This window comes from Burkholderia sp. Ap-955, from assembly GCF_011753045.1.
Classification (GTDB): Bacteria; Pseudomonadota; Gammaproteobacteria; order Burkholderiales; family Burkholderiaceae; genus Burkholderia; species Burkholderia lata_D.
Genome location: NZ_VWWH01000001.1, coordinates 114,332 through 135,995 on the forward strand (window position 1 = coordinate 114,332; position 21,664 = coordinate 135,995).

The 21,664-nt window shown below is 64.5% G+C and carries 22 protein-coding genes; 13 read left to right on the top strand and 9 right to left on the bottom strand.

Annotated elements, in window-relative coordinates; genetic code table 11:
- Positions 1-9 precede the first annotated feature (9 nt).
- On the bottom strand, positions 10-795 hold the full coding sequence (locus F3J15_RS00500) for an NAD(P)H-dependent oxidoreductase (RefSeq protein WP_166886408.1): 786 nt from the start codon (positions 793-795) through the stop codon (positions 10-12).
- 86 nt (positions 796-881) lie between these two features.
- On the opposite strand from F3J15_RS00500, the gene F3J15_RS00505 reads away from it, so the two are divergent.
- Positions 882-1,775: a LysR family transcriptional regulator gene (locus F3J15_RS00505; protein ID WP_069250997.1), complete on the top strand. Its 894-nt coding sequence runs from the start codon at positions 882-884 to the stop codon at positions 1,773-1,775.
- 163 nt (positions 1,776-1,938) lie between these two features.
- Positions 1,939-2,343, top strand: a complete 405-nt coding sequence (locus F3J15_RS00510; RefSeq protein ID WP_039344831.1) for a DUF2471 family protein — start codon at positions 1,939-1,941, stop codon at positions 2,341-2,343.
- 197 nt (positions 2,344-2,540) lie between these two features.
- Here F3J15_RS00510 and F3J15_RS00515 read toward each other — a convergent pair whose 3' ends face one another.
- On the bottom strand, positions 2,541-4,574 hold the full coding sequence (locus F3J15_RS00515) for an NADPH-dependent 2,4-dienoyl-CoA reductase (protein WP_166886411.1): 2,034 nt from the start codon (positions 4,572-4,574) through the stop codon (positions 2,541-2,543).
- Positions 4,575-4,659: 85 nt separating this feature from the next.
- Between F3J15_RS00515 and F3J15_RS00520 the strand changes: the two genes are divergently transcribed.
- A complete protein-coding gene (locus F3J15_RS00520) occupies positions 4,660-5,760 on the top strand; it encodes an AraC family transcriptional regulator (RefSeq protein WP_166886413.1) in 1,101 nt (366 codons plus the stop codon).
- Here F3J15_RS00520 and F3J15_RS00525 read toward each other — a convergent pair.
- Complete coding sequence (locus F3J15_RS00525) at positions 5,757-6,647, bottom strand: LysR substrate-binding domain-containing protein (protein ID WP_166886416.1); 891 nt, start codon at positions 6,645-6,647, stop codon at positions 5,757-5,759. The two genes, F3J15_RS00520 and F3J15_RS00525, sit on opposite strands and share 4 nt — an antisense overlap.
- 155 nt (positions 6,648-6,802) lie before the next feature.
- On the opposite strand from F3J15_RS00525, the gene F3J15_RS00530 reads away from it, so the two are divergent.
- Positions 6,803-7,222, top strand: a complete 420-nt coding sequence (locus F3J15_RS00530) for an ester cyclase (protein WP_166886418.1) — start codon at positions 6,803-6,805, stop codon at positions 7,220-7,222.
- 49 nt (positions 7,223-7,271) lie between these two features.
- Here F3J15_RS00530 and F3J15_RS00535 read toward each other — a convergent pair whose 3' ends face one another.
- The 3 genes from F3J15_RS00535 to F3J15_RS00545 form a co-directional block, all read right to left on the bottom strand.
- Positions 7,272-7,736 (bottom strand): DUF126 domain-containing protein, encoded by a 465-nt coding sequence (locus tag F3J15_RS00535; protein ID WP_166886421.1) that lies wholly within the window; start codon positions 7,734-7,736, stop codon positions 7,272-7,274.
- Complete coding sequence (locus F3J15_RS00540; protein WP_166886423.1) at positions 7,729-8,976, bottom strand: aconitase X; 1,248 nt, start codon at positions 8,974-8,976, stop codon at positions 7,729-7,731. The genes F3J15_RS00535 and F3J15_RS00540 overlap by 8 nt, the downstream gene beginning before the upstream one ends.
- Positions 8,977-9,164: 188 nt before the next feature.
- Positions 9,165-9,593, bottom strand: a complete 429-nt coding sequence (locus tag F3J15_RS00545; RefSeq protein ID WP_166886426.1) for a MarR family winged helix-turn-helix transcriptional regulator — start codon at positions 9,591-9,593, stop codon at positions 9,165-9,167.
- Positions 9,594-9,683: 90 nt separating this feature from the next.
- Between F3J15_RS00545 and F3J15_RS00550 the strand changes: the two genes are divergently transcribed.
- From F3J15_RS00550 to F3J15_RS00580, 7 genes are all read left to right on the top strand, one after another.
- Complete coding sequence (locus F3J15_RS00550) at positions 9,684-10,604, top strand: LysR family transcriptional regulator (protein WP_166886429.1); 921 nt, start codon at positions 9,684-9,686, stop codon at positions 10,602-10,604.
- A gap of 81 nt (positions 10,605-10,685) precedes the next feature.
- Positions 10,686-11,117: a MarR family transcriptional regulator gene (locus F3J15_RS00555; RefSeq protein ID WP_166886432.1), complete on the top strand. Its 432-nt coding sequence runs from the start codon at positions 10,686-10,688 to the stop codon at positions 11,115-11,117.
- Between the two features lie 64 nt (positions 11,118-11,181).
- Positions 11,182-12,276 (top strand): HlyD family secretion protein, encoded by a 1,095-nt coding sequence (locus F3J15_RS00560; RefSeq protein WP_069250987.1) that lies wholly within the window; start codon positions 11,182-11,184, stop codon positions 12,274-12,276.
- 13 nt (positions 12,277-12,289) lie between these two features.
- Positions 12,290-13,864: a DHA2 family efflux MFS transporter permease subunit gene (locus tag F3J15_RS00565; RefSeq protein WP_166886434.1), complete on the top strand. Its 1,575-nt coding sequence runs from the start codon at positions 12,290-12,292 to the stop codon at positions 13,862-13,864.
- 19 nt (positions 13,865-13,883) lie between these two features.
- On the top strand, positions 13,884-15,320 hold the full coding sequence (locus F3J15_RS00570; RefSeq protein ID WP_166886437.1) for an efflux transporter outer membrane subunit: 1,437 nt from the start codon (positions 13,884-13,886) through the stop codon (positions 15,318-15,320).
- Positions 15,321-15,710: 390 nt separating this feature from the next.
- The gene (locus F3J15_RS00575; RefSeq protein WP_166886440.1) at positions 15,711-16,442 is read left to right on the top strand and encodes an SPOR domain-containing protein; all 732 of its coding nucleotides are present in this window, start codon (positions 15,711-15,713) and stop codon (positions 16,440-16,442) included.
- 22 nt (positions 16,443-16,464) lie between these two features.
- The gene (locus tag F3J15_RS00580) at positions 16,465-16,839 is read left to right on the top strand and encodes a hypothetical protein (RefSeq protein WP_166886443.1); all 375 of its coding nucleotides are present in this window, start codon (positions 16,465-16,467) and stop codon (positions 16,837-16,839) included.
- A 443-nt stretch (positions 16,840-17,282) separates the two neighbouring features.
- On the opposite strand, the gene F3J15_RS00585 is transcribed toward F3J15_RS00580, so the two are convergent.
- From F3J15_RS00585 to F3J15_RS00595, 3 genes are all read right to left on the bottom strand, one after another.
- Entirely contained in the window at positions 17,283-17,789 is a 507-nt protein-coding gene (locus F3J15_RS00585; protein ID WP_166886446.1) for a hypothetical protein, read from the bottom strand.
- A 129-nt stretch (positions 17,790-17,918) separates the two neighbouring features.
- Positions 17,919-18,551: a glutathione transferase gene (gene yfcF, locus F3J15_RS00590; protein ID WP_166886448.1), complete on the bottom strand. Its 633-nt coding sequence runs from the start codon at positions 18,549-18,551 to the stop codon at positions 17,919-17,921.
- Positions 18,552-18,693: 142 nt separating this feature from the next.
- Positions 18,694-19,104, bottom strand: coding sequence for a TIGR02594 family protein (locus F3J15_RS00595; protein WP_166886681.1), 411 nt, complete (start codon positions 19,102-19,104; stop codon positions 18,694-18,696).
- A gap of 183 nt (positions 19,105-19,287) precedes the next feature.
- Between F3J15_RS00595 and F3J15_RS00600 the strand changes: the two genes are divergently transcribed.
- Both F3J15_RS00600 and F3J15_RS00605 read left to right on the top strand, forming a co-directional pair.
- Positions 19,288-20,199, top strand: a complete 912-nt coding sequence (locus F3J15_RS00600; RefSeq protein ID WP_166886451.1) for a LysR substrate-binding domain-containing protein — start codon at positions 19,288-19,290, stop codon at positions 20,197-20,199.
- A gap of 138 nt (positions 20,200-20,337) precedes the next feature.
- Positions 20,338-21,654 (top strand): MFS transporter, encoded by a 1,317-nt coding sequence (locus F3J15_RS00605; RefSeq protein WP_166886453.1) that lies wholly within the window; start codon positions 20,338-20,340, stop codon positions 21,652-21,654.
- Positions 21,655-21,664: the final 10 nt, after the last annotated feature.

A 21,664-nucleotide genomic window follows, 5' to 3' on the forward strand; every position in this document is an offset into this window, starting at 1 on the left:
CACGCGCGATCAGCCCTCGTGCGCCAGATGCGCCGCAAATCCCACCTTCCCCGGCACGATTTCGTCCTTCAGCGTCAACGCCGGAATCTCGTAATCGCCCGCGTTCTGCCGGCGGAACGGAATCGGCTGCGTCGTCCACAGTTCGTCCAGGCGCTTGCCGAGCGCCGCGCGCGTTTCGTCGAAGCGCGCTTCGTTCATCTTCCCCGTCCGGTAGATCACGAACGGCGGCAGCACGTCGAAGCCCGGGTAGTACAACACGCCGTGCTGGATCGGGAACAGCACATCGTCGATCGGCCCGTTGATGCCGCGCGGGCTGTAATGCGACTCCCACCCGCCTGCCGTAACGATGACCATCGCGCGCTTGCCGGCAAACGAACCTTCACCATAGCGATTGCCCCAGTGCGTATCGGAATGCTCGCCGACACCATACGCAAAACCGTAGGCATACACGCGCTCGAACCAGCCCTTCATGATCGCCGGCATCGAGAACCACCACAGCGGAAACTGCAGGATCACCGCGTCGGCCCACTTCAGCTTCTCCTGCTCGCGTGCGATGTCTTCGCTTTGTGTGCCCGCCGCGAACGCGCGCTTCGAGTCGAGCGACGGATCGAACCGCGCATCGGGCACACGATCGGTCACGTCGTCCGCGTCGAATGCCGCTTTCCAGTTCATCGCATACAGATCGGTCACCTGCACCGAGTGGCCGGCCGCTTCGAGATGCGCAACGGAAAAGTCGCGCAATGCGCCGTTCAGCGAACGCGGTTCGGGATGGGCATAGACGATCAGCACATTCATGTTCGGTACTCCGTTGATTGAATGACAGCAGGATGCCGCCGCCAACGGTATATTTGAAATGAATTCCTGATATTCCAGGTATATCCATGAATAATCTCAGACGACTCGATCTCAATCTGCTCGTCACGCTGGACGTGCTGCTCGCCGAGCACAACGTCACGCGCGCGGCCGAAAAACTGAACATGTCGCAGCCGTCGGTGAGCGTGCAATTGCAGAAGCTGCGCGACGTGTTCGGCGATCCGCTGCTGCTGCCGGGGCCGCGTGGAATGCGGCCGACCGCGCGTGCGGAAGCGCTGCGCGAACCGTTGCGCGATGCGCTCGAAGCGGTCGAGCGCGCGGTGATTCCGGCCACGCCGTTCGATCCCGCGACCGCGACGAACACGTGGCGCGTGGCCGCGACCGACTATGGCGAATCGACGATCGTGCTGCCCGCGCTGAACACGCTGCGTTCGGCCGCGCCCGCCACGCGCCTCGCCGTGGTCGAGCTGGTACCGCCGCGCATCGAGCAGGATACCGAACGAAACGGCATCGATCTCGTCTTTCATATGACCGAAGCGTCGCCGCCCGGCATGCGACGCTTGCCGCTGTTCGCCGAGCGTTACGTGCTCATCGGCCGTGCCGGCCACCCGAAGCTGAAGCGGCGCCCGACGCTCGCGCAGTTCGGCACACTCGAGCACGTGATCGTGTCGCCCGACGGCGGCGGCTTCATCGGCGTGACGGACGAAGCGCTCGCGAAGGTGGGCGCCACACGGCGCGTCGTGCTGTCGGTGCCGCATTTCCTGTTCGTGATGTCAGCCGTGGCCAGCACCGATCTCGTCGCGATGGTGCCTGAGCGTCTGGTGCGCGACGTGCCCGCGCTGCGTGTCGTGGAAGCGCCCGTCGACGTGCCCGGCTACGAAATGTCGATGTTGTGGCACGAACGCGTGCATCGCGATCCGGCGCATCGGTGGTTGCGGGAGACGATCGCGGCAGCGGTGTAGAGCGGTCGCTGCCCGGTGCGGGCGCCCGCTTCGATCGCCATCGCATGAAATCCTTCATCCGGGGCTTGAAACCGCGCCAAACACTGTATATATTTACAGTGCTTTTGCACCATTTGACCCGAATTCCGTCATTCACAGACGAACGGACTTTTGTGAGGCGACCATGTTCCAGGCATCCGCATTCGATCCCGAGCAACCCGGCTTCAACCCCGTCCACTTCGAGCGCGCCGCGCAGCGGGCGGTCGTCGATCTGCAGCGTGTCGCGGGCGGCCCCGCGCAGCGGGCGCTCGGCCTGCGGCGCCGCACCCATCCCGCGGCCGTCCGCACGATGAGCTGGCAGGCGCTGCTGAACGTCGAAGAGCTGGCATTCTCGAATGCCGGCTTTCTGAGCCGCAACGATCCGGCCGTCGTCGACGCGTTCATCCGGCTGCGCGACAGCCGCCTGGTCGCCGCGGATGTCGAGGAGCCGGTCGACTGGCGCCGCGACGATGACGACCTGCCGGCCATCTACCTGATCGTCAAGGCAATGCTGGAAGCGGAAGAGGAAGAACGGGCCGAAGCGGCCTGAGCCGTGTGATGGCCAATCGCCGCCACGGCCTGTCGGGGTAGCGCCGCCACGTTGCGTGGCGACGCGGCCGGCGTTGCGGCTCGTTTCAGTCCTGCGCCGGCGAATCGGTGCAGCAGACGGTGAGCCACGAACGGTCGCGCAGGCGGGTCATCGCCACGCGGCGTACCTTCTCGGGCGGCCGTTGCAGCGACCTCCCGTTACAGCCGCGCGGCGAGCCGTGAGCCCTGATCGATCGCGCGCTTCGCGTCGAGTTCGGCGGCCAGTTCCGCGCCGCCGATCAGGTGCACCGAGCGCCCGGCCGCCCGCAGCGGCGCGAGCAACGCGCGCTGCGGCTCCTGCCCGGTGCAGAGCACGATCGTGTCGGCTTCGATCAGTTCGTGATTGGTGCGCTGCTCGCCGTATGACACGTGCAGGCCACGCGCATCGATCTGTTCATAGTTCACGCCGCCGATCATCTTCACCTGCTTCATCTTCAGCGTCGCGCGGTGAATCCAGCCGGTCGTCTTGCCGAGCCCCTTGCCGAGCGGCGCGGCCTTGCGCTGCAGCAGCGTCACTTCGCGCGCGGGCGCGGTCGCCTGCGCACGCGTCACGCCGCCGCGCGTCGCGGCCGGGTCGGTCACGCCCCACTCGGCCTTCCACTCTTCCAGGTCGAGCGCCGGCGATTCGCCCTCCTGCACCAGATACTCGGCGACATCGAAGCCGATCCCGCCCGCGCCAACCACCGCGACACGCCGGCCGACCGGCTGCCGGCCCGCGAGCACGTCGATGTAGCTGAGCACGTTCGGCCCGTCCTGCCCCGGGATCTTCGGGTCGCGCGGCGCGACGCCGGTCGCGAGCACGATCTCGTCGTAGCCGCCCGCGATCAGGTCGCTCGCGTCGACGCGGCGGTTCAGGTGCAGGTTCACGCCGGTCAGCTCGACCTGGCGGCCGAAGTAGCTCAGCGCTTCGTGAAACTCTTCCTTGCCGGGAATCCGCTTCGCCATGTTGAACTGGCCGCCGATCTCGGCCGCGCCATCGAACAGGTCGACCTGATGGCCGCGCTGCGCGAGCACGGTCGAGCATGCGAGCCCGGCCGGCCCCGCGCCGACCACCGCGATGCGCTTCGGCTGCGCGGCGGGCGTGTATTTCAGTTCCGTCTCGTGGCACGCGCGCGGATTCAGCAGGCACGACGCGATCTTGTTCTTGAACGCGTGATCGAGGCACGCCTGGTTGCAGCCGATGCACGTATTGATCTCGTCGGCACGGCCCTGCGCGGCCTTGACCACGAACTCCGCATCCGCGAGCAGCGGGCGGGCCATGGACACCATGTCCGCGCCGCCGTCCGCGAGGATCTGCTCGGCCACTTCGGGACGGTTGATCCGGTTGGTCGTCACGAGCGGAATGCCGACCTCGCCCTTCATCTTCTTCGTCACCCACGCGAACGCGCCGCGCGGCACCGACGTCGCGATCGTCGGCACACGCGCCTCGTGCCAGCCGATCCCCGTGTTGATGATGGTCGCGCCGGCGCGCTCGACGGCCTTCGCGAGCTGCACGGTTTCGCTCCAGTCGCTGCCGTCCGGAATCAGGTCGAGCATCGACAGCCGGTAGATCAGGATGAAATCGCGGCCGACCGCTTCGCGCGTGCGCTCGATGATCTCGATCGGCAGCCGGATGCGGTTCTCGTACGAACCGCCCCACTGGTCAGTGCGCTTGTTCGTATGCATCGAGATGAACTGGTTGATCAGGTAGCCTTCGGAGCCCATGATCTCGACGCCGTCATACCCGGCTTCACGCGCGAGCTTCGCGCAGCGGACGAACGCGCGAATCTGCCGCTCGACGCCGCGCGCGCTCAGTTCGTGCGGCGCGAACGGCGAGATCGGCGACTTGATCTTCGACGGCGCGACCGCGAACGGGTGATAGCCGTAGCGTCCCGTATGCAGGATCTGCAGCGCGATCTTGCCATCCTCCGCATGCACGGCATCCGTGATCTCGCGATGCCGCCGCGCGGCGGCCGACGTCATCAGCGTGCCGCCGAACGGCTTGGTCCAGCCGGCCACGTTCGGCGCGAAGCCGCCCGTCACGATCAGGCCGACGCCGCCGCGGGCGCGCTCGGCGAAATATTCGGCGAGCCGCGGCAGCGTCTTGCGGCTGTCCTCGAGGCCCGTATGCATCGAGCCCATCAGCACGCGGTTCTTCAGCGTCGTGAAGCCGAGATCAAGCGGTGCGAGCAGGTGGGGAAAGGTCGTGGTCATGATGATCGTGCCAATTCGTGCCAGTAAGCAATGCGTGACATCGTAGGCGCGCGCCGCCTTGAACGTGAGGGGGCAAACAGCCATAATGCTTGTCATTTCCGGCCAAGACGACATGACTTCCCCTCTCGCCAAGGACCGCCTCGGGCTGCGCCGGCCGACGATTCCGGTCGCCTATCCGCGCCTGATGCTGCAGGCGCTGGCCGCGCGCGGCGTCGACCTGGCCGCCGTGCGCGCCGGCACCGGCCTGCGCGATGCGGTATTGGCCGAACCGGACGCGCGCGTCGCGCCGTCGCAATGGGGGCGGCTCGTGCTCAATGCGATCGAGATTGGCGGCGATCCGGGCATCGGGCTCGCGTTCGGGCTGCTGCTCAAGCCGACCGTGCACGGCTTTCTCGGCTACGCGACGCTGGCCGCACAGGACATCCGGGAAGCGCTCTCCGTCACGCAACGCTACTTCCGGATGCGCAACCGCCAATATCGGCTGACCTATGAAGAAGACGAACGCGGCGCGACGCTCGAACTGCACGGCGTGCAGGCCAGCCCCGTTCTGCAGCATCACGTGATGTTCGAGTTCGTGTTGACCGGGCTTGCGCAGAACATCTCGCAATGGGCCGGGCGCGTATCGCCGCCGATCAAGCTGCAATTCGCGTGGCCGGAGCCGCCTTATTTCGCGCGCTATCGCGATCAGTTGCCGCCGGTCGAATTCGGCTGCGCCGCCAATGCGCTGTGGATCGCGCGCGACGTACTCGACTGGCCGCTACCGCTCGCCGACGAAGTCGCACACCGGCAGGCGCTCGTGCAGGTGGAACGCGAGTATGCGCAGGTGCGTCAGGAGGAAGGCGATCTCGTCGAACGCGTGCGCGCGGAGCTGGCACGCGGCGCCGGCGATTACCCGGGGCCGGAGACGCTCGCCGACGCGCTGCTCGTGTCGACGCGCACGCTGCGGCGCCGGCTGGAGGAAGCCGGTTCGAGCTATCGGCAATTGCTCGACGAAGCGCGGTTTCGCGACGCGAAACAGTTGCTCGCCGCGTCGGATCTCGACCTGAAGACGATCGCCGAGCAGCTGCAATTCACCGACCCGGCCAATTTCACGCGCGCGTTCCGGCGCTGGGCCGGGCAGACGCCGAGTGCGTATCGTGAAGCGGCTGCCGGGTTGACGGGACAGAAGCCGGAAAGCGCACGCTAATCCGCTTCGATCGTTGCATCCAGGCTCGTCGACGAACGCGCCGTCAGGACTTCGACGAACATGCCGACGAGCGGCTCGACGACGGACTGCGTGGCCGCGCCCTCACCGATCACGGCGACTTCGGACGCGGGCAGCGCCGGCCATTGCGCGGACGTCGGCAGGATCTTCATGCCGGGCTGCAGGAACGACTTGCCCAGCGCGGTGACCCCCAACCCACCCGCCACCGCGGCCTGCACGCCGGCGAGATTGCTGGCCGTGCAGCCCACCGACCATTCGCGACGTGCCGCATCCAGGCTTTCGGTCATCACTTCGCGATAGGCGCAAGGCGGCGGCATCATGACGAGGCGCGCAGGGCGGCCTGGGTCGTTCCGGTAGTTTTTCGCGGCCAGCCACACCAGCGGCTCGCGCCAGATCACGCGGCCGCGCGGGGGCGCGCCGTCCTGCTTCTGCCGGGCGAAGACCACGTCGAGCAGGCCGGCCCGATGCGCGTCGGCGAGTTCCGCGCTCGATCCGGTGACGAGTTCCAGCTGAACGGCCGGGAAGCGCTCGCCGAAGCGCGCCAGGATGAGCGGCAATTGCGCGTGCACGAGATTTTCGGAGACGCCGAGCCGCAACCGTTCGACTCGCGGCGGCTCCCGCCATTCGTGCATGAACGCGTCGTACTGCGCCAGCAACCGCCGCCCGCCGGCGAGCACGCGCTCACCTTCCTGCGTCAGCCTCAGCGAGCGGCTCGTGCGCTCGAACACGCGCACGCCCAGCGCATCCTCGAGCCGCAACACTTTCTGGCTGACGGCCGATTGCGAACGGCCGACGACGTCGGCAGCCGCCGTGAAGCTGCCCGTCTCGGCCACGGCGACGAACGCGTGCAGCAAATCCAGATCCAGCATCGTGCCCCATCCATTCGATAATCTTCTAGATCCAAGAAAGATTATTCGTTTGTTTTCTTGTTCGCAAGTTCACACAATGACTGCGTGTCAGCCGGACTCGATCGCGAGTCGCGGCCGGCAACGGATCAATGACGCTGTTTCAACGGAGCAGGAAGATGAGCAAACGCAATTCGGTGGAGATCGTCGAGCACTTCTGGCGGGAAGTCTGGCAGGCGCGCAACCCCGACGCGGTGGACGCACTCGTCGCCGAGGATTTCGCGATCACGTCGGGGGGCGTGGTCATCCGCTCGCGCGCGGCATTCAAGACGTGGGTCGCGGCGTTCCTCGCGAGCATCGACGACTTCCGGTTCGAAGTCGTCGAAACGTTCCAGAACGAAGCGGGCGACCGCGTCGCGAGCCGCTGGCGCGTGACGGGGAAGAACAACGGGTTCATGGGATCGGCGCCGTGCGGGTCGCCCATCGACATGACGGGCACGGCCGTCTGGCACGTGCGCGACGACGGGCTGCTGCAGCACAACTGGGTCGAACGCAATGCGCTCGAAGTGCATCGCAACCTGAAGGGGGCGCAGCTGTAGCGCTCGGGTGCGGCGAGCCGGAGCGCTCGCCGCGCCGCGCGCGAATCGGTCAGGCCGAACGCGCCGCGTCGCCCAGATCAATCCGCGCGCCGCCGTCACCCTCTTCCGCCTCGATCCGCACCTCCCCCGTCGCGGCGACGATCGCGTCGTACACGTCATCGGTCACGCACACCACCGGCACCGCGATCGCATACAGCTCGGCCGCCACGATCGCGCCGATCGAGATGATCAGGTCGCGCTCCTTCAGCACGATCGCGACCGGCCCCGTGCCGTTGCGCACGGCTTCCGCCAGCACGCTGCTGCTGGAACTCGAGCCCTTCGCGTGCGGCATCACCATCACCTTGCCGGCGAGGCTCGCACCGGCCTGCGGATGGCCGCGATCGACGATCTTGCCCGCGCCCGAGTCGTAGCCGCCCCAAAAGCTGAGCGGCTTGTCGAGCACGAACGGGCGCGCGCATGCACTGCCCGGCACGAGCGTGTCGCCCGTCAAACCCTTGCGCGTGGCTTCAGTCATCGAATCGCACCTTTCCTTCGTACGCCGAACGCACGCATTCGCGCATGCTGCCGTACGCGACCGTCACGCCGATGTTCGCGGGCGCATACGACGCCCATTTCCCCGAATTGGTCATCACGAGCCCCGACAGTTGCTTCATCACCGGCGTGATGTACGTGCAGGTATCGACGACGATCTGGATGCCGCGTGCCGCAAATTTCTCCGTGAGGCCGGCTTCATCCAGCTCCCACAGGATGAACCGGCTGGTATTCACGTAGAAATCGCAGGCCGGCTTGCCGTCGAACGCGTCGAGCAAGGTATCGAGCGTGCGGAATTCGGCCAGCGAGAAATGCGGCGTGCCGAGCGCCACCGCGACGAGCGCATCGCCGGCCGCGCCGTGGTTCAACGTGCGGCGAATCTCGTCGAGATCGGCCATCGCAACATCGACCGTCCGTTGCGCTACTTGCCCGTGCAAGGCGGCGTCGAGCGTCGGCGCTTCCGGCGTCACACCGACCGCATGGAACAGCGCGACAGCGCCACTCGACGCGGCAGCCGCGCCGAGTGCCTTGAGTTCGTCTTCCGTGGTGTCCGCCGGCAGCCCGACGATCGCCGGCACCACCGCGCCCGCGATCCTGCCGATCAGCAGCCCGAGCGCGGCGAAATAGATGTCGCGCGAGGCCAGGCGGCTGAAATCCGGTGCGTTGAACACGATCCGCGCAGCGCGATTCGCTTCGACATGCAGCCCCGCATACGGCGCACGCCCGGTGATAGCGGCGGCCAGGTCGAGAAAATCGCCGTACCGGCTCGTCCGCGCGCCGAGCACCGAATTCGCAAACACGATCGCGTTCGATTCGGCCCATGCGATCTGCTCGCCTTTCGCGGGACGGTTCTTCAGCTGATAGGGCGCGCACGTGAAGCTGGATTCGCAGCCGAGCTGCAGATGCGCGTCCATCAGGCGCTGCGCATCGCGCTGAATCGTGCGGTCACCGTGGTACAGCTCGGGATGGATCAGGTCGAGCGACCCGACGTTCAGCGTGGTCGGCACCGCGACCTTTGCGCCGGTGTCGACGAAATACTCGACGAAGTCGAGGCTGGTCTGGCCGTGGTAAAGGCAGCCGTCGATATGGGCAGACGTAATGTCGATCAGGTGCGGCGCGGACATCACGTGCGCCGTACGCGCGACGATCCGCATCGCGCGCGCGACGCCCTCGCCGAAATCCCCGCGCAGCATGGCGCTGTCGCGGTCACTCAACTGCAGCATCGGTTGCTCCTCTGACGCGTGCCGGCGGCGCCGGCTCGTGAAATCCGTCAGGGGACTCTACAACTGGAAATAAAAACTGTCCAGATCACCATCAATCCGGACAGTTTCAAAAACCAATTTGCGCCATTGAACGCCACCGAAGCGGTCAATGGCTCGAATTCCGCTCCAGTTTGCCGCCAGCCCGCCGTCTAGCGTTCCGCGGTCACACTGAACAGTTCGTCGCGCAGCGCCTTCGCGCGGTCGCGGCCGAACTGCGTCTCGAATTCGTCCTGCGCGGCCTGCCATGCGACTTTCGCTTCAGCGAAAGTGCGCTCGCCCAGCTTCGTGAGGCTCAGCGCATGCGCACGCGTATCGTGCTCGGACGCGGCCGTTGCGACGAACCCGTCGCGCTGCAGCGGCTTCAGCGCGCGCAGCAGCGTCGTGCGATCCATCACGAGCGTATCGGCGAGTTCGCTCATCAGCAGGCCGGGCTGACGCGTCAGGTTCGCCATGATCGAAAACTGGGCGGGCGTGACGCCAACCGGGGCCAGATGGCGTTCGTACAGTTGCGTGACGAAGCGCGCCGCCTGACGCAGCGCGAGACAGTTGCACGTCTGGGCAATCGAGGTGTCGTTCATGTTTCGCAATTTATATGTGCATATGCATAAAGTCAATGTACACTCGCCGTAACAAGGCCGGCGGCCGGCCCTCGCGTCAAGGAGACGGACATGGACTACATCGACAAGCTGCGGATTTTCCGGTCGGTGGTGGAGATGCGCAGCTTCACGCGCGCCGCCGACATGCACGGCCTCGCACGGCCGGTCGTGTCGCGCGCGGTCGCGGATCTGGAAGCGCGTTTCGGCAGCCGGCTGCTGCACCGGACCACGCGCCAGGTGTCGCTGACCGAAACCGCCGAGCGCATCTACGAGCGCTGCGCGGCCGTGCTCGACGAACTCGACTCGCTCGAAGCGGAAGCGCAGGCGCCGACGCGCGAACCCGAAGGCCTGCTGCGGCTCGTGGCGCACACAACGGCCACGCTGAACCGGCTGGTGCCGCTGATCGCCGGCTTCAAGGCTGCGCACCCGCAGGTGCGCCTCGACGTGACGCTGACCGAGCGCCCCATCGATCTCGTCGGCGAAGGCTACGACATCGCGATCGTCGTACCGTACATGCTGACGAACGAATCGACCGTCGTGCGGCTGATCGAGCGGATTCCGCTCGTGATCGTCGCGACACCCGCCTACCTGCGCGCCCATTCGCGCCCGGTCACGCCGGCCGATCTTGCCGACCATCAGTTCGTGCCGATGTCACCGTCGCTGCGCCGGCCCGCGCTGTCGTTCCGCGTCGACGGCGACCTGCTGACCGTGCCGTTCCGCTTCGACATCTCGTCGAACAGCCCCGTCTTCAATCGCGAAATGGTGACGCACGACTTCGGCATCGGCGTCGTGCCGAAAACGCTCGTCCAGGCCGAACTCGCGTCGGGCGCGCTCGTGCAACTGCTCGCGGATGCCGATCTCGTCGACAAGTTCGTCGAGATCAAACTGGCTTACGCGAACCGCGCGCTGCTGCCCGCGAAGGTCAAGGCGTTCATCGACTACACGGTCGCCTATTGCGACCACGAAGGCTGGATCGTTCCGGCCGCAGCCTGACGCCGATTGGTACAGCCGTGACAACAATCTGATCGTGCCCCGCCACTCGCCTCGGGCCACATTGCCTCCTAACATGTGTACATGCACAAGATGACGCTCACCGATGACGATTGCTTCGCGGTCCGGCAAGCCGCCCGCCGGATCTCGCAGTTCTACGAGCGCTATCTGTCGCGGGCGGGCGTGACGCCGTCGCAGTACAGCATTCTCGCGCTGCTGCGCGACCGGCCCGGCTTGACGATGGCGACGCTGTCGACCGTGCTGGTGATCGAACGCACCGCGCTGCTGCGCGCGCTCAAGCCGCTCGTCGGTGCCGCGCTGGTGGCCGGCCGGATCGAGCCGCGATGCCGCCGCCAGACGTTCGCGCTGACCGCGCACGGCGAAACGAAGATCGCCGACGCGCAGGTGCACTGGCTCGCCGCGCAGGAAGCGTTCGAGCAGCGGTTCGGGTCGACGCAGGCGGCCCGCCTGAGAGACGAATTGTTCCGGATCACGCACAACCTGCCGGAACGCTAGCCCCTTCCCCGATCGACGACACGCTGTCGGTCGCTTTGATAAGTGCATATACATAGGTGAATCGATGGAAACGACCCAAGCCGCTGCCTCATCCCGTGAAGCAGCCACACTCGACCAGCCCGCGAAGCAACAGCGCCGCGTGCCGTGGATGCGCATCGCGGTGGGTGCCGTCGTCATCGTCGTCGCCGCCGCCGCGCTCGACTGGCTGTTCGTGCTGCGCTTCCAGGAAAGCACCGACGATGCGTATGTCGGCGGCGACGTGACGGTGCTCGCGCCGAAGGTCAACGGCTTCGTCGACAAGATCCTCGTGACCGACAACCAGCGCGTGAAGGCCGGCGACGTGCTCGTGCAGCTCGACGCGCGCGACTACGACGCGAAACTCGCGCAGGCCAGCGCCGAAGTCGACAGCGCCCGCTCCGCCGTGGCCGAACTCGAGGCGAAGCAGCAACTGCAATATGCGGTGATCGGCCAGCACACGGCCGACAAGAATGCATCGTCGGCCGAGCTGACCCGTGCCGCATCGGATCGCGTGCGCTACCGCGAGCTCGTGAAATCCGATGCCGTGTCGAACCAGATCGTCGAACGCGCGGACGCCGATTACTCGAAAGCCGGCGCCGCCGTCGACCGCAGCGACGCCGCGCTGCTCGCGTCGAAGCGGCAGCTCGACGTGCTCGGCGCGCAGCTCGCCGATGCGCGGGCCCGCGTGAACACGGCACTCGCCGCGCAGCGCGTCGCCGCGCTCAACGTCGAATACACGACGATCCGCTCGCCGGTCGACGGTTACGTCGGCAATCGCACAGGCCGCGTCGGGATGCTCGCGAACGTCGGCGTGCCGCTGCTGACGGTCGTGCCGGCATCCGGGCTGTGGATCGACGCGAACTTCAAGGAAGATCAGCTGCGCAAGATGCACGCCGGCGATCGCGTCGACGTGTCGCTCGATGCGTCGAACACGAAACTGCACGGCCGCGTCGACAGCCTCGCGCCCGCCACCGGCGCGACCTTCAGCGTGCTGCCGCCCGAGAACGCGACCGGCAACTTCACGAAGATCGTCCAGCGCGTGCCCGTGCGCGTGCATCTCGATCCGCAGCCGGGCCTCGACCACGTGCTGCGCCCCGGCCTGTCCGCGGTCGTGACCGTGCATACCGGCCACGCAAGCTGAACGGGAGACGACGATGACCACCGCGTTTTCCGGCGACCCCGCGTCGCAACCAACGAAGCAGCGCGTGTTCGCCTTCGCGCTGATGTGCGTCGGCTTCTTCATGGCGACGCTCGACATCCAGATCGTCGCGTCGTCGCTGCGCGACATCGGCGGCGGACTTTCCGCCAGCCAGGACGAACTGTCGTGGGTGCAAACCGCCTACCTGATCGCCGAGATCATCGTGATCCCGATGTCGGGCTGGCTGTCGAAAGTGATGTCGACACGCTGGCTGTTCGCCGCATCGGCGGTCGGCTTCACGATCACCAGCATGCTGTGCGGCGTCGCATGGGACATCAACTCGATGATCCTGTTTCGCGGGCTGCAGGGTGCGCTCGGCGCCGCGATGATCCCGACCGTGTTCACCACCGCGTTCGTGCTGTTCCCCGGCAGGCAGCGGCTGATCGCATCGACGACCATCGGCGCGCTCGCGTCGCTCGCCCCGGCGATCGGCCCCGTGATCGGCGGCTGGATCACCGATCAATGGTCGTGGCACTGGCTGTTCTACCTGAACCTCGTGCCGGGCATCGCGGTGGCCGCGCTCGTGCCGCGCTACGTGCACATCGACGAACCCGACCTCAGCCTCATCAAGCGCGGCGACTATCTCGGCATCATGCTGATGTCCGGCTTCCTCGGCTGCCTCGAATACGTGCTGGAGGAAGGCCCGCGCAAGAACTGGTTCGGCGACGACGCGATCGTGATCTGCGCATGGATCTCCGGCATCTGCGGTTTTCTCTTCATCGTGCATGCATTGACCGCGAAGGATCCGATCGTCGACCTGCGCGCCCTCGTCGTGCGCAACTTCGGGATCGGCAGCCTGCTGTCGTTCGTGACCGGCATCGGGATCTTCGTGACCGTGTTCCTGACGCCGCTATTCCTGGCGCAGGTGCGCGCGTTCAGCTCGCTGCAGATCGGCATGGCGCTGCTGTCGGTCGGCGCGTTCCAGCTGATTGCGCTTTGTGCGTATGCGTTCGCCGCGCGCTTCTTCAGCCTGCGCGCGCTGCTCGTGTTCGGGCTGATCTGTTTCGGGCTCGGCTGCTACCTGTACACGCCGATCACGCACGACTGGGGCTGGCGCGAACTGCTGCTGCCGCAGGCGCTGCGCGGCATCGGCCAGCAGTTCAGCGTGCCGCCGATCGTGACGATGGCGCTCGGCTCGCTGCCGCAGTCGCGCCTGAAATCGGCGAGCGGCCTCTTCAACCTGATGCGCAATCTCGGCGGGGCGATCGGCATCGCGGTGAGTGCGACGATGCTCAACGACCGGCTGAACTTTCATTACCTGCGCCTGAACGAGCACGTGAGCGCCGGCCAGCCGCAGATCGCATCGCTGCTCGATCGGCAGGCCGCGTACTGGACGTCGGTGGCCGGCAACACGCTGGACACCGCGCAAGCCGGGCTCGCGAACCTGCATCACCTGATCTATCGCGAGGCGCTGACGCTCACCTATGCGGATGCGTACTACGCGCTGTCGCTGTGCTTCGTCGTCGCGCTGCTCGCGGTCGTCTTCTCCAAACCCATTTCCCTGAACGCGCCGCCGCCGGACGCGCACTGAGGTTGAGGTCATCACCATCATGAAAAAACTTCTCGTCGCCCTCGCCGTCAGCGCACTCGCCGCAGGATGTGCGGTGCAGCCCGCGCAGCATCCGGCGCTTCAGGATTCGGTTCGGACGCTCGCGCCGGATGCATGGGACACCGACGTGCCGCGCGCGGACATCGACGCCGCCGCGTGGTGGGCACAATTCCACGATCCCGCGCTCGACCGGCTGATCGCCACCGTACTCGACGGCAACCTCGATCTGCAGGCCGCCGCCGAACGCGTGAAGCAGGCGCAGGCGCTGACCGTGCAGAAGCGCGCGGTACTGCTGCCCGAACTCGACGCGACCGCGCATGCGGCCGACGCACGCCAGAACACGCCGCCGCCGCTCGGCTATGTGCGGCAGGCGGGTGCCGGGCTCGCGTTGAGCTGGTCACCCGATGTGTTCGGCGGTGAACGGCTCGATCTGCTTGCCGCGCAAGCGGAACTCGTCGGGCAGAAGCATGCGGAGGATGCGATGCGGCTCGCGCTCGCGGCCGATGCGGCTTCCGCGTATGTCGATCTGCGCTGGGCGCAGCAGGAATTGAAGATCCTGCAGGACAACGCGAAGATCCGGCAGCATGCGCTCGAACTCACGCGCAAGCGGCAGGCGTTCGGGCTGTCGACCGAACTCGACGTCACGCGTGCGCAGAACCAGCTCGATGCACTCGAAGCGCGGATTCCGCCGACGCAGGCGCAGATTGCGCATCAGCTCAATCTGATTGCGGTGTATTCGGGGAGGACGCCGGAATCGGTCGATCGGCTCGTGCTCGCGCAGGCTGGGGAGATTCCCGCGCCGCCGGTGGGCTCGCCGGGGACGCTGCCGTCGCAGGCATTGCTGCGGCGGCCGGATGTGCTGACGGCGTATGCGCAGGTCGAGCGACGGGCGGCGCAAGTCGGTGTGGCGAAGGCCGAGCGGTATCCGAAGTTTTCGTTGAACCTGACGGACGGGATTCTGGCGGCTTCTTATCTCGGGTTGCCGACGTTGACCGATAACCTGTTCAGTGCGGCGTTGAGTGCGACGAGTCCGATCTTCAACGCGGGGCGGATTACCGCCGACATCTCGCAGAGTGAAAGCCGGATGCACGAGTCGGAACTCGGGTTACGGCAGACGATGCTCCAGGCGTTGCGGGAAGTCGAGGATGCACGGGCGAATCTCGTCAGCTCCGATGAGGCAACGCGCAGGCTGGGTAGTGCGCTGGCTGCTTCGGACAAGGCGCTTGGGTTGGCGAACCAACTCTATAAGGGCGGTGCGACGGATTTTCTCGATGTGCTGTCTGCGCAGGAGGTTTATCTGCGGGATTCGGATTCGCTGAATCAGGTCAAGCGCGAGCATGCACTGGCGGCGGTGGCGCTGTATCGGTCGCTTGGGGGTGGGTGGAGCAGGAATGACGCGGCGGGTGGGCCGGAGGTGGAGGCTGTGGCGAAGAACTGAGCCGTGTAAGTCTGGGCTTGCTCTCTCAGTCAGCGCCAGGTTGGCTTTGAGCTTGCGTGGACATCACCTCATCAAGGGCGGTGATCGACCCATCCCGGCCGTTCGACACGAGGCCGACGGAAGTCTTTTGATGGATGAAACGGTCGGTCGCTCCCGGCCTCGTAGGCGCGACATCGGCTATGGCGAACGTCGAATTGGACTGTTTCTACGTGCAAGTTTGGAACATTGAGGACAAGGAGAGATCAAGTGCAGCCGACGCCGGTCGTTATGCAAGCCAAGACATTGGGCATTAAGCAACCATTTAACACCCAAAAATACAATTAATTACCTTGCATCTCGGCAGCCATCAATCTATAACCGCTTCTATGCCAAAACAAAACCGAGAAATGCATGCAATCCAAAAATATGATGAAAATCGGGGGGCTAGCACTCGTCGTTTTAGTGCACGGATGCCAAACTGTCCCTAGTGACAAATCCGATATGGAATCGTCGGGCAATTCGGGGATCAATCGTGCTGTCCCCGCCGCAGGCCCATCGCCTTGTATAGTCACACCACCCCAAAGTTACACAAACGATCAATCTAGAAAGATAGGTGCCGATCTAACTATTTTCGGCAATTCGCTAAGTGCGAATACAAACATAGAGCAGAAAGCTACCGAGGTATTTGCAGAGATACCTGACGAGAAGATTGCCTGCACAATGTTGCTCCAAACGGTAGCCTGTTTGGGAAATTATCCGAATACGCAGGCTACAAGCGCCAGACTTCTGCAGATCATTGAATCCAAGAACTCTTGTACGAGCAACGTTCAAGTTGATGCGTCTCCGGGACAGACGGTGTACATCCAAACAGCTTCAGCAAGTCAAGCTGACCTGGCGAGAGCTTTGAAAGAAAAGCTCGGTGATCGGGGATTTTTAGCCTATGGGCCAGACCTCCAGACGGACGCAAGCCCGAACAGTTCACAAATTAGAATCTTTTATCAATCGGATTTTGAGGCGGCCAAGCTGGTTAAAAGCATTATGAATAGACAAGGAATTGAGCACGTGCTCATTGCCCCAAACTACTCATGGAAAGGTGCAAGCATCAAGAGAGGAAATATTGAAGTTTGGCTCCAGAAGCAATAACATTACAATTCGGGTGAGAAAAATGAAAAATATATTTTTATGCAGCAGCTCATTGCTTGTTTTTGTAATTGTGACGACGGGATGCACACCCACGCCCGTGACCAGTGGTAGCAAAGGAATCGACGAGTGCATCGCAACCGCTCCAGACGCAGCGTCAGGGTCAACTGCTGTTTCAGCCGACGTTTCTGCGGACTTGACGCTTCTTAAAGCCGCGCCGGTCAAAGCCGACGTCACCGTTAAATTTAACAAGGACTTTAGTGACAAGTGGCAAACGGTAGCAGAAAAGAATCAAGTTTGCGAAATGCTTCTGCAAGCTCAAATCTGCTATGTCAGGTCAAACGCTAAAAGCGAAGCCGACGCGCTAATGCCCATCATTGATAGAAACTGCCGCTCTTAGCCTCTTTGGGGTGAAGTCGGTGCCGTCGTCTGTCTCAAGCGAAGTCCCGCATCAGCTCGACTCTGGCGGAACTTTCGCTTCTGGCTGACGACTTGGTGCCACCGGTCTTCTTCCGCTCGCGGTACTGTTCAAACCATTGACTGCTCCGAAAGGACTGAATAGCTGACGGAGGCTCTCAGCGGTGCCGACGTCGGCAATGGTCGAAAATCCAGCGCTTGCCACCAACAGCCGAATGACCGTTTCCTGAGTGAACTGGCCTTCTCAGCGGCTGCACACGCGGCCTCATGAAAGTCCGTTCCTGGCCAAACTGAGTCAGACAATCTGACGCCGCCTGCTTGGTCTAGTCCAGACTTATACAACTGACCACCGGGATGTGCAGGGTTGGCGGGTCACCGGATGGCCCCCTGCCCTGCACGATGCGACACCGTGCAAGAGAAAGCCACTCACTTCCTAACATCGCGTACGACAAAGTACAGGTCTTTGGTGTTCACGTTCAGCAAGTATCCGCCGCGAACATTCTGGTACGCCCCGCTTCGCCCGAGTCCGTCGAAATTGAAGCTCACGCATAGATAGTGCTGACGGCCGACCGTTGCCATGCTCCATTCGGCCAGCGCGGGATTGAATGTAGTCGACTTGATTCCACCGTTATTTCCAACGGGTATCGCCGCAGACAATCGGTAGAGCTTGCCAGCGTAGATCAGCGCCTGCGTCGACTTTCCTTCAGCGTAGCCGACGTCGGCACCCGCATGTTTGACGACGTAACTGGCGTTGAAACCGTATGCGTAGTCGTCCTCTTGCGACACCTCGTGCGTGTTGATGTCCTGGATCACAATGGACGGCGAGACGGACTGCGCCATCAGGCAGCTTTTCACCAGCCCGTCGCCAGGAGGCGCTGCCCATCCGATACAGGACGCGGCCATGATCGCGACCGACAAACCGATCTTCTTCATCGATATTCGTTCTCACGCCGATTCGGCGGGTTACATGAAGTCGCGCCGACATACCGCTTCTCGATGCGTGCGCGACCGACTGACCTGCAACTCATCGGCGTGCAGCGCAGACGCCCTAGCCTCCGCGAATTACAACGGCGGCCGCTTCAGCTTCACCCAGCGCTGCACCGACGGCCGTTCCCACTGCGCACGCGCATAGTCGGCGAGACGCTGCGGCACCGGATCGTCGTTCAGCACCAGACGGTTCAGCATCACCGCCAGGTCGACATCCGCGATGCTCCACTCGCCGAACAGGTTCGCCGCGCCCGGCGCGAGCAGCTTGTCGGCAGCCGTGAACAGCTTCTGCGCGGCGGCCTGCGCCAAGCTCGACAGCGGCTCGCTCGACGGCCCGTAGAACAGCACTTCGGTCGACCGCTCCGTCCGAACCGGCATCAGGTCGCTGCGCAGCCACGCCTGCACCTGCCGTGCACGTGCGCGCTGGCGCGGCTCGACCGGATAGAGCCGCGTGCCCGGGAAAGTCTCGTCGAGATACTCGGTAATCGCCGACGATTCCGACAGCGCGAAATCGTCGTGCACGAGCGTCGGCACGCGTTGCGTCAGCGACGTCGCCGCGTAGTCGGGGGCGAAATGCGCGCGGTTGCCAAGGTCGACGGTCACCAGTTCGTAAGACAGCGATTTTTCCTCGAGCGCAACGAAGACCGACATCGCGTAAGGGCTCGTGTATTGCGTATCCGCGTAGAGACGGAGATGACCGGTTTGCACTGCTGGCTCCTTGTGGGTGCGGAGACCGGCGGCGGCTCGTTGATGCGCCGGCGGGCTCCGGGTGGGTCGATGCGGTTGCGTGACAGGTTAACAGCGGCTGGTTACGCGGTGTTCGGGGTTTTGTGTGTGCTCAGCGTTGTGATCATGCGGCGTCGGGCCATCGGTAGCCGATCACTTCATTCAACGGGTACGCAAGTTCGCGCACTTCTTCCAGTTGGTTGCCGCCGAAGAGATACACCTGTTCGTCGTCGTGACGCAGGTAGAAACCGACGTGCCCTTTCCAGCTTGCGGGATCGTCACGCGTCAGGATCGCGATGCAACCGTAGACAGGCCGTTCCAGCGGCCTCCCCCATTCGAGCCACGAACGCGCAAGCGCAGAGCCCGTGCCACGAATGCCGACATGCGTCATGCACCAGTTGACGAAGGACGAACACCAGGAAATCTTGTCGTCGTAGCCGACCAGGTTCGTCTGGTTGTTGTATTCGACGATGCGAGGGTTGATGCTGCCGGGCGGATGGCGGCGGATGCCGAGTTCGGCCATCGCGACGGGCATCCACGGCGGATGGACGGCGTCCGGTTTGCTCTCAGGGTTGAATGGGGTCACGTCGTTCTCGGGCGAGTGTGTTGTGCGGTCAATCTTCGCATGAATGCGGTGACTGGGGCACCCTGCTTCCTTGTGTTTTCCTTTCGATCCGCTCGTATCATATCGGCAGCCTCCTCGACCTCCCAAGCTGCCATGCGCATCACGCCCCTGCCGCCCCTTCAGTGCCTCATCGCGTTCGAAGCCGCCGTGCGGCATGCGAGCTTCACGCGCGCGGCCGCCGAGCTGCATCTGACCCAAAGCGCGATCAGCCGGCAGATCCAGCAGCTCGAGGAATTCCTCGGCCGCTCGCTGTTCGTGCGCGAACATCGTTCGCTGCGGCTGACGATCGCCGGCGAGCAATACGCAGCGCAGGTGCACCATCTCCTCACGCAATGCGCGGAAGCCACGCACGATGTGATGAAGCCCTACGGCGATCTCGAACTGACGATTGCGTGTTCGTCCGGTGTGGCGCTGCTGTGGCTCACGCCGCGCCTGCCCGAGTTTCGCGCCGCCTATCCGGACATCAAGCTGCGGCTGATCGTGCGCGACGGGCTCGCGTCGATGTCGCCGGCGGAGTTCGACGTGGGCGTCTACTACGTGCGCCAGCAGGCGCCCGCCGAATACACCGCGCGCCGCCTGTTCGACGAGGAAGTGTTTCCCGTCTGCGCGCCGGGTTACCTGGCCGGCCGCACGCTCGCCGCGGCCGATCTCGCGAACGAGACGCTGCTGCGCCTCGAGGACGGGCAGCGTCAGTGGATGTCGTGGTCCGAATGGTTCGACCAGAACGACATCGACCGGCAGAAGGCGCAGCCGCAGGACATCACCATCAACTCGTATCCGCAGATCGTGCAGATGACGATTCTCGGCCAGGGCGTGTCGCTCGGCTGGCGCTACATGATCGACGCGTGCATCGAGGCCGGGCTGCTCGTGCGCGTGACCGACGCATCCGCGAGCCACGGTGGCGGCTATTACGTGATCTCGCCCAACGACCGCGCGCAGAACCACGCCGCACGCCTCTTCACACGCTGGCTGTTCGAACAGGCGGAGCGGCAGACGGCGCTCTGACCGATCCATCACGCAATGCATGCGTCCAGCGCATGCGTGCATGCAAATCTTTCGTTTCAGAAAAAAATCGCGCTGTCCTTAGCATGGGTTCACGCGGGGCAGCCGTCCCGTCTTCTGATTTTGATAGAGGAAGAGACCATGCAAGGAACGCTTTCCCCGCGCGCCGCGCCTGCCGTCGATGCGGCAGTGCAGCAGCGTCGCCGCGCCATCGTCGCGACCGTGATCGGCAACGGTCTCGAATGGTTCGACTTCACCGTCTACAGCTTTTTCGCGGTCATCATCGCGAAACTGTTCTTTCCGACCGGCAACGAACTGACGTCCGTGCTGCTGACCGTCGCGACGTTCGGCGTCGGCTTCTTCATGCGGCCCGTCGGCGGCATCGTGCTCGGCGTCTACGCCGACAAGGTCGGGCGCAAGGCAGCGCTGTCGCTCACCATCCTCATGATGGCCGCCGGCACCGCGCTCATCGGGCTCGCGCCGACCTACGAACAGGCCGGTATCGCCGCGCCGCTGCTGATCGTCGTCGCGCGGCTGCTGCAAGGTTTCTCGGCCGGCGGCGAGATGGGCGGCGCCACCGCGTTCCTCACCGAATACGCGCCGCCGGAGAAGCGCGCGTACTACTCGAGCTGGATCCAGTCGAGCATCGGCTTCGCGGTGCTGCTCGGCGCCGCGACCGGCACCTTCGTCACGACGTCGCTCGACGCGCAGGCGCTGCATAGCTGGGGCTGGCGGCTGCCGTTCCTGCTCGGGATCATCGTCGGGCCCGTCGGCTACTACATCCGCAGCCATATCGACGAGACGCCCGCATTCAGTGCCGTCGAAGCGCAGGCAAAGGAGAGCTCGCCGCTGAAGGAAGTGCTGTCCACCTACCCGCGCGAGACGTTCGCGAGCTTTTCGATGGTCATTCTGTGGACCGTCTGCACCTACGTGCTGCTCTTCTACATGCCGACGTATTCCGTGCGCACGTTGCACCTGCCGCAATCGACCGGCTTCGCGGCCGGCATGGTCGGCGGACTGATGATCATGTGCTGCTCGCCGATCGTCGGCCGGCTCGCCGACGTGTGGGGGCGACGCGTGTTCCTGTCCGGATCGGCGCTGGCCATCTTCGTGCTCGCGTGGCCGATGTTCGCGTGGATCAACCATGCGCCCGGGTTCACGTCGCTGATCGTGTTCCAGGCCGTGTTCGGCGTACTGATCGCGACCTACACGGGGCCGATCCTCGCTGCGTTCGCCGAACTGTTCCCGACGAAGGTGCTGTCGACCGGGCTGTCCGTCGCCTACAACTTCGCGGTCACGATCTTCGGCGGCTTCGCGCCGTTCCTGATCACGTGGCTCATCGCCCGCACCGGCAGCAACATGGCGCCAGCCTTCTACGTGACGCTCGCAGCGGCCGTCAGCTTCATCGGTACGCGCTTCGTGAAGGACGCCAAGCGGGCTGCTTCCGTCAATCGATAAGGATCTCTCT

Coding starts and splice junctions, on each gene's coding strand:
- F3J15_RS00500 (WP_166886408.1), bottom strand. CDS start 795: ATGAATGTGCTGATCGTCTATGCCCATCCCGAACCGCGTTCGCTGAAC.
- F3J15_RS00505 (WP_069250997.1), top strand. CDS start 882: ATGAATAATCTCAGACGACTCGATCTCAATCTGCTCGTCACGCTGGAC.
- F3J15_RS00510 (WP_039344831.1), top strand. CDS start 1,939: ATGTTCCAGGCATCCGCATTCGATCCCGAGCAACCCGGCTTCAACCCC.
- F3J15_RS00515 (WP_166886411.1), bottom strand. CDS start 4,574: ATGACCACGACCTTTCCCCACCTGCTCGCACCGCTTGATCTCGGCTTC.
- F3J15_RS00520 (WP_166886413.1), top strand. CDS start 4,660: ATGCTTGTCATTTCCGGCCAAGACGACATGACTTCCCCTCTCGCCAAG.
- F3J15_RS00525 (WP_166886416.1), bottom strand. CDS start 6,647: ATGCTGGATCTGGATTTGCTGCACGCGTTCGTCGCCGTGGCCGAGACG.
- F3J15_RS00530 (WP_166886418.1), top strand. CDS start 6,803: ATGAGCAAACGCAATTCGGTGGAGATCGTCGAGCACTTCTGGCGGGAA.
- F3J15_RS00535 (WP_166886421.1), bottom strand. CDS start 7,736: ATGACTGAAGCCACGCGCAAGGGTTTGACGGGCGACACGCTCGTGCCG.
- F3J15_RS00540 (WP_166886423.1), bottom strand. CDS start 8,976: ATGCTGCAGTTGAGTGACCGCGACAGCGCCATGCTGCGCGGGGATTTC.
- F3J15_RS00545 (WP_166886426.1), bottom strand. CDS start 9,593: ATGAACGACACCTCGATTGCCCAGACGTGCAACTGTCTCGCGCTGCGT.
- F3J15_RS00550 (WP_166886429.1), top strand. CDS start 9,684: ATGGACTACATCGACAAGCTGCGGATTTTCCGGTCGGTGGTGGAGATG.
- F3J15_RS00555 (WP_166886432.1), top strand. CDS start 10,686: ATGCACAAGATGACGCTCACCGATGACGATTGCTTCGCGGTCCGGCAA.
- F3J15_RS00560 (WP_069250987.1), top strand. CDS start 11,182: ATGGAAACGACCCAAGCCGCTGCCTCATCCCGTGAAGCAGCCACACTC.
- F3J15_RS00565 (WP_166886434.1), top strand. CDS start 12,290: ATGACCACCGCGTTTTCCGGCGACCCCGCGTCGCAACCAACGAAGCAG.
- F3J15_RS00570 (WP_166886437.1), top strand. CDS start 13,884: ATGAAAAAACTTCTCGTCGCCCTCGCCGTCAGCGCACTCGCCGCAGGA.
- F3J15_RS00575 (WP_166886440.1), top strand. CDS start 15,711: ATGCAATCCAAAAATATGATGAAAATCGGGGGGCTAGCACTCGTCGTT.
- F3J15_RS00580 (WP_166886443.1), top strand. CDS start 16,465: ATGAAAAATATATTTTTATGCAGCAGCTCATTGCTTGTTTTTGTAATT.
- F3J15_RS00585 (WP_166886446.1), bottom strand. CDS start 17,789: ATGAAGAAGATCGGTTTGTCGGTCGCGATCATGGCCGCGTCCTGTATC.
- F3J15_RS00595 (WP_166886681.1), bottom strand. CDS start 19,104: ATGCCCGTCGCGATGGCCGAACTCGGCATCCGCCGCCATCCGCCCGGC.
- F3J15_RS00600 (WP_166886451.1), top strand. CDS start 19,288: ATGCGCATCACGCCCCTGCCGCCCCTTCAGTGCCTCATCGCGTTCGAA.
- F3J15_RS00605 (WP_166886453.1), top strand. CDS start 20,338: ATGCAAGGAACGCTTTCCCCGCGCGCCGCGCCTGCCGTCGATGCGGCA.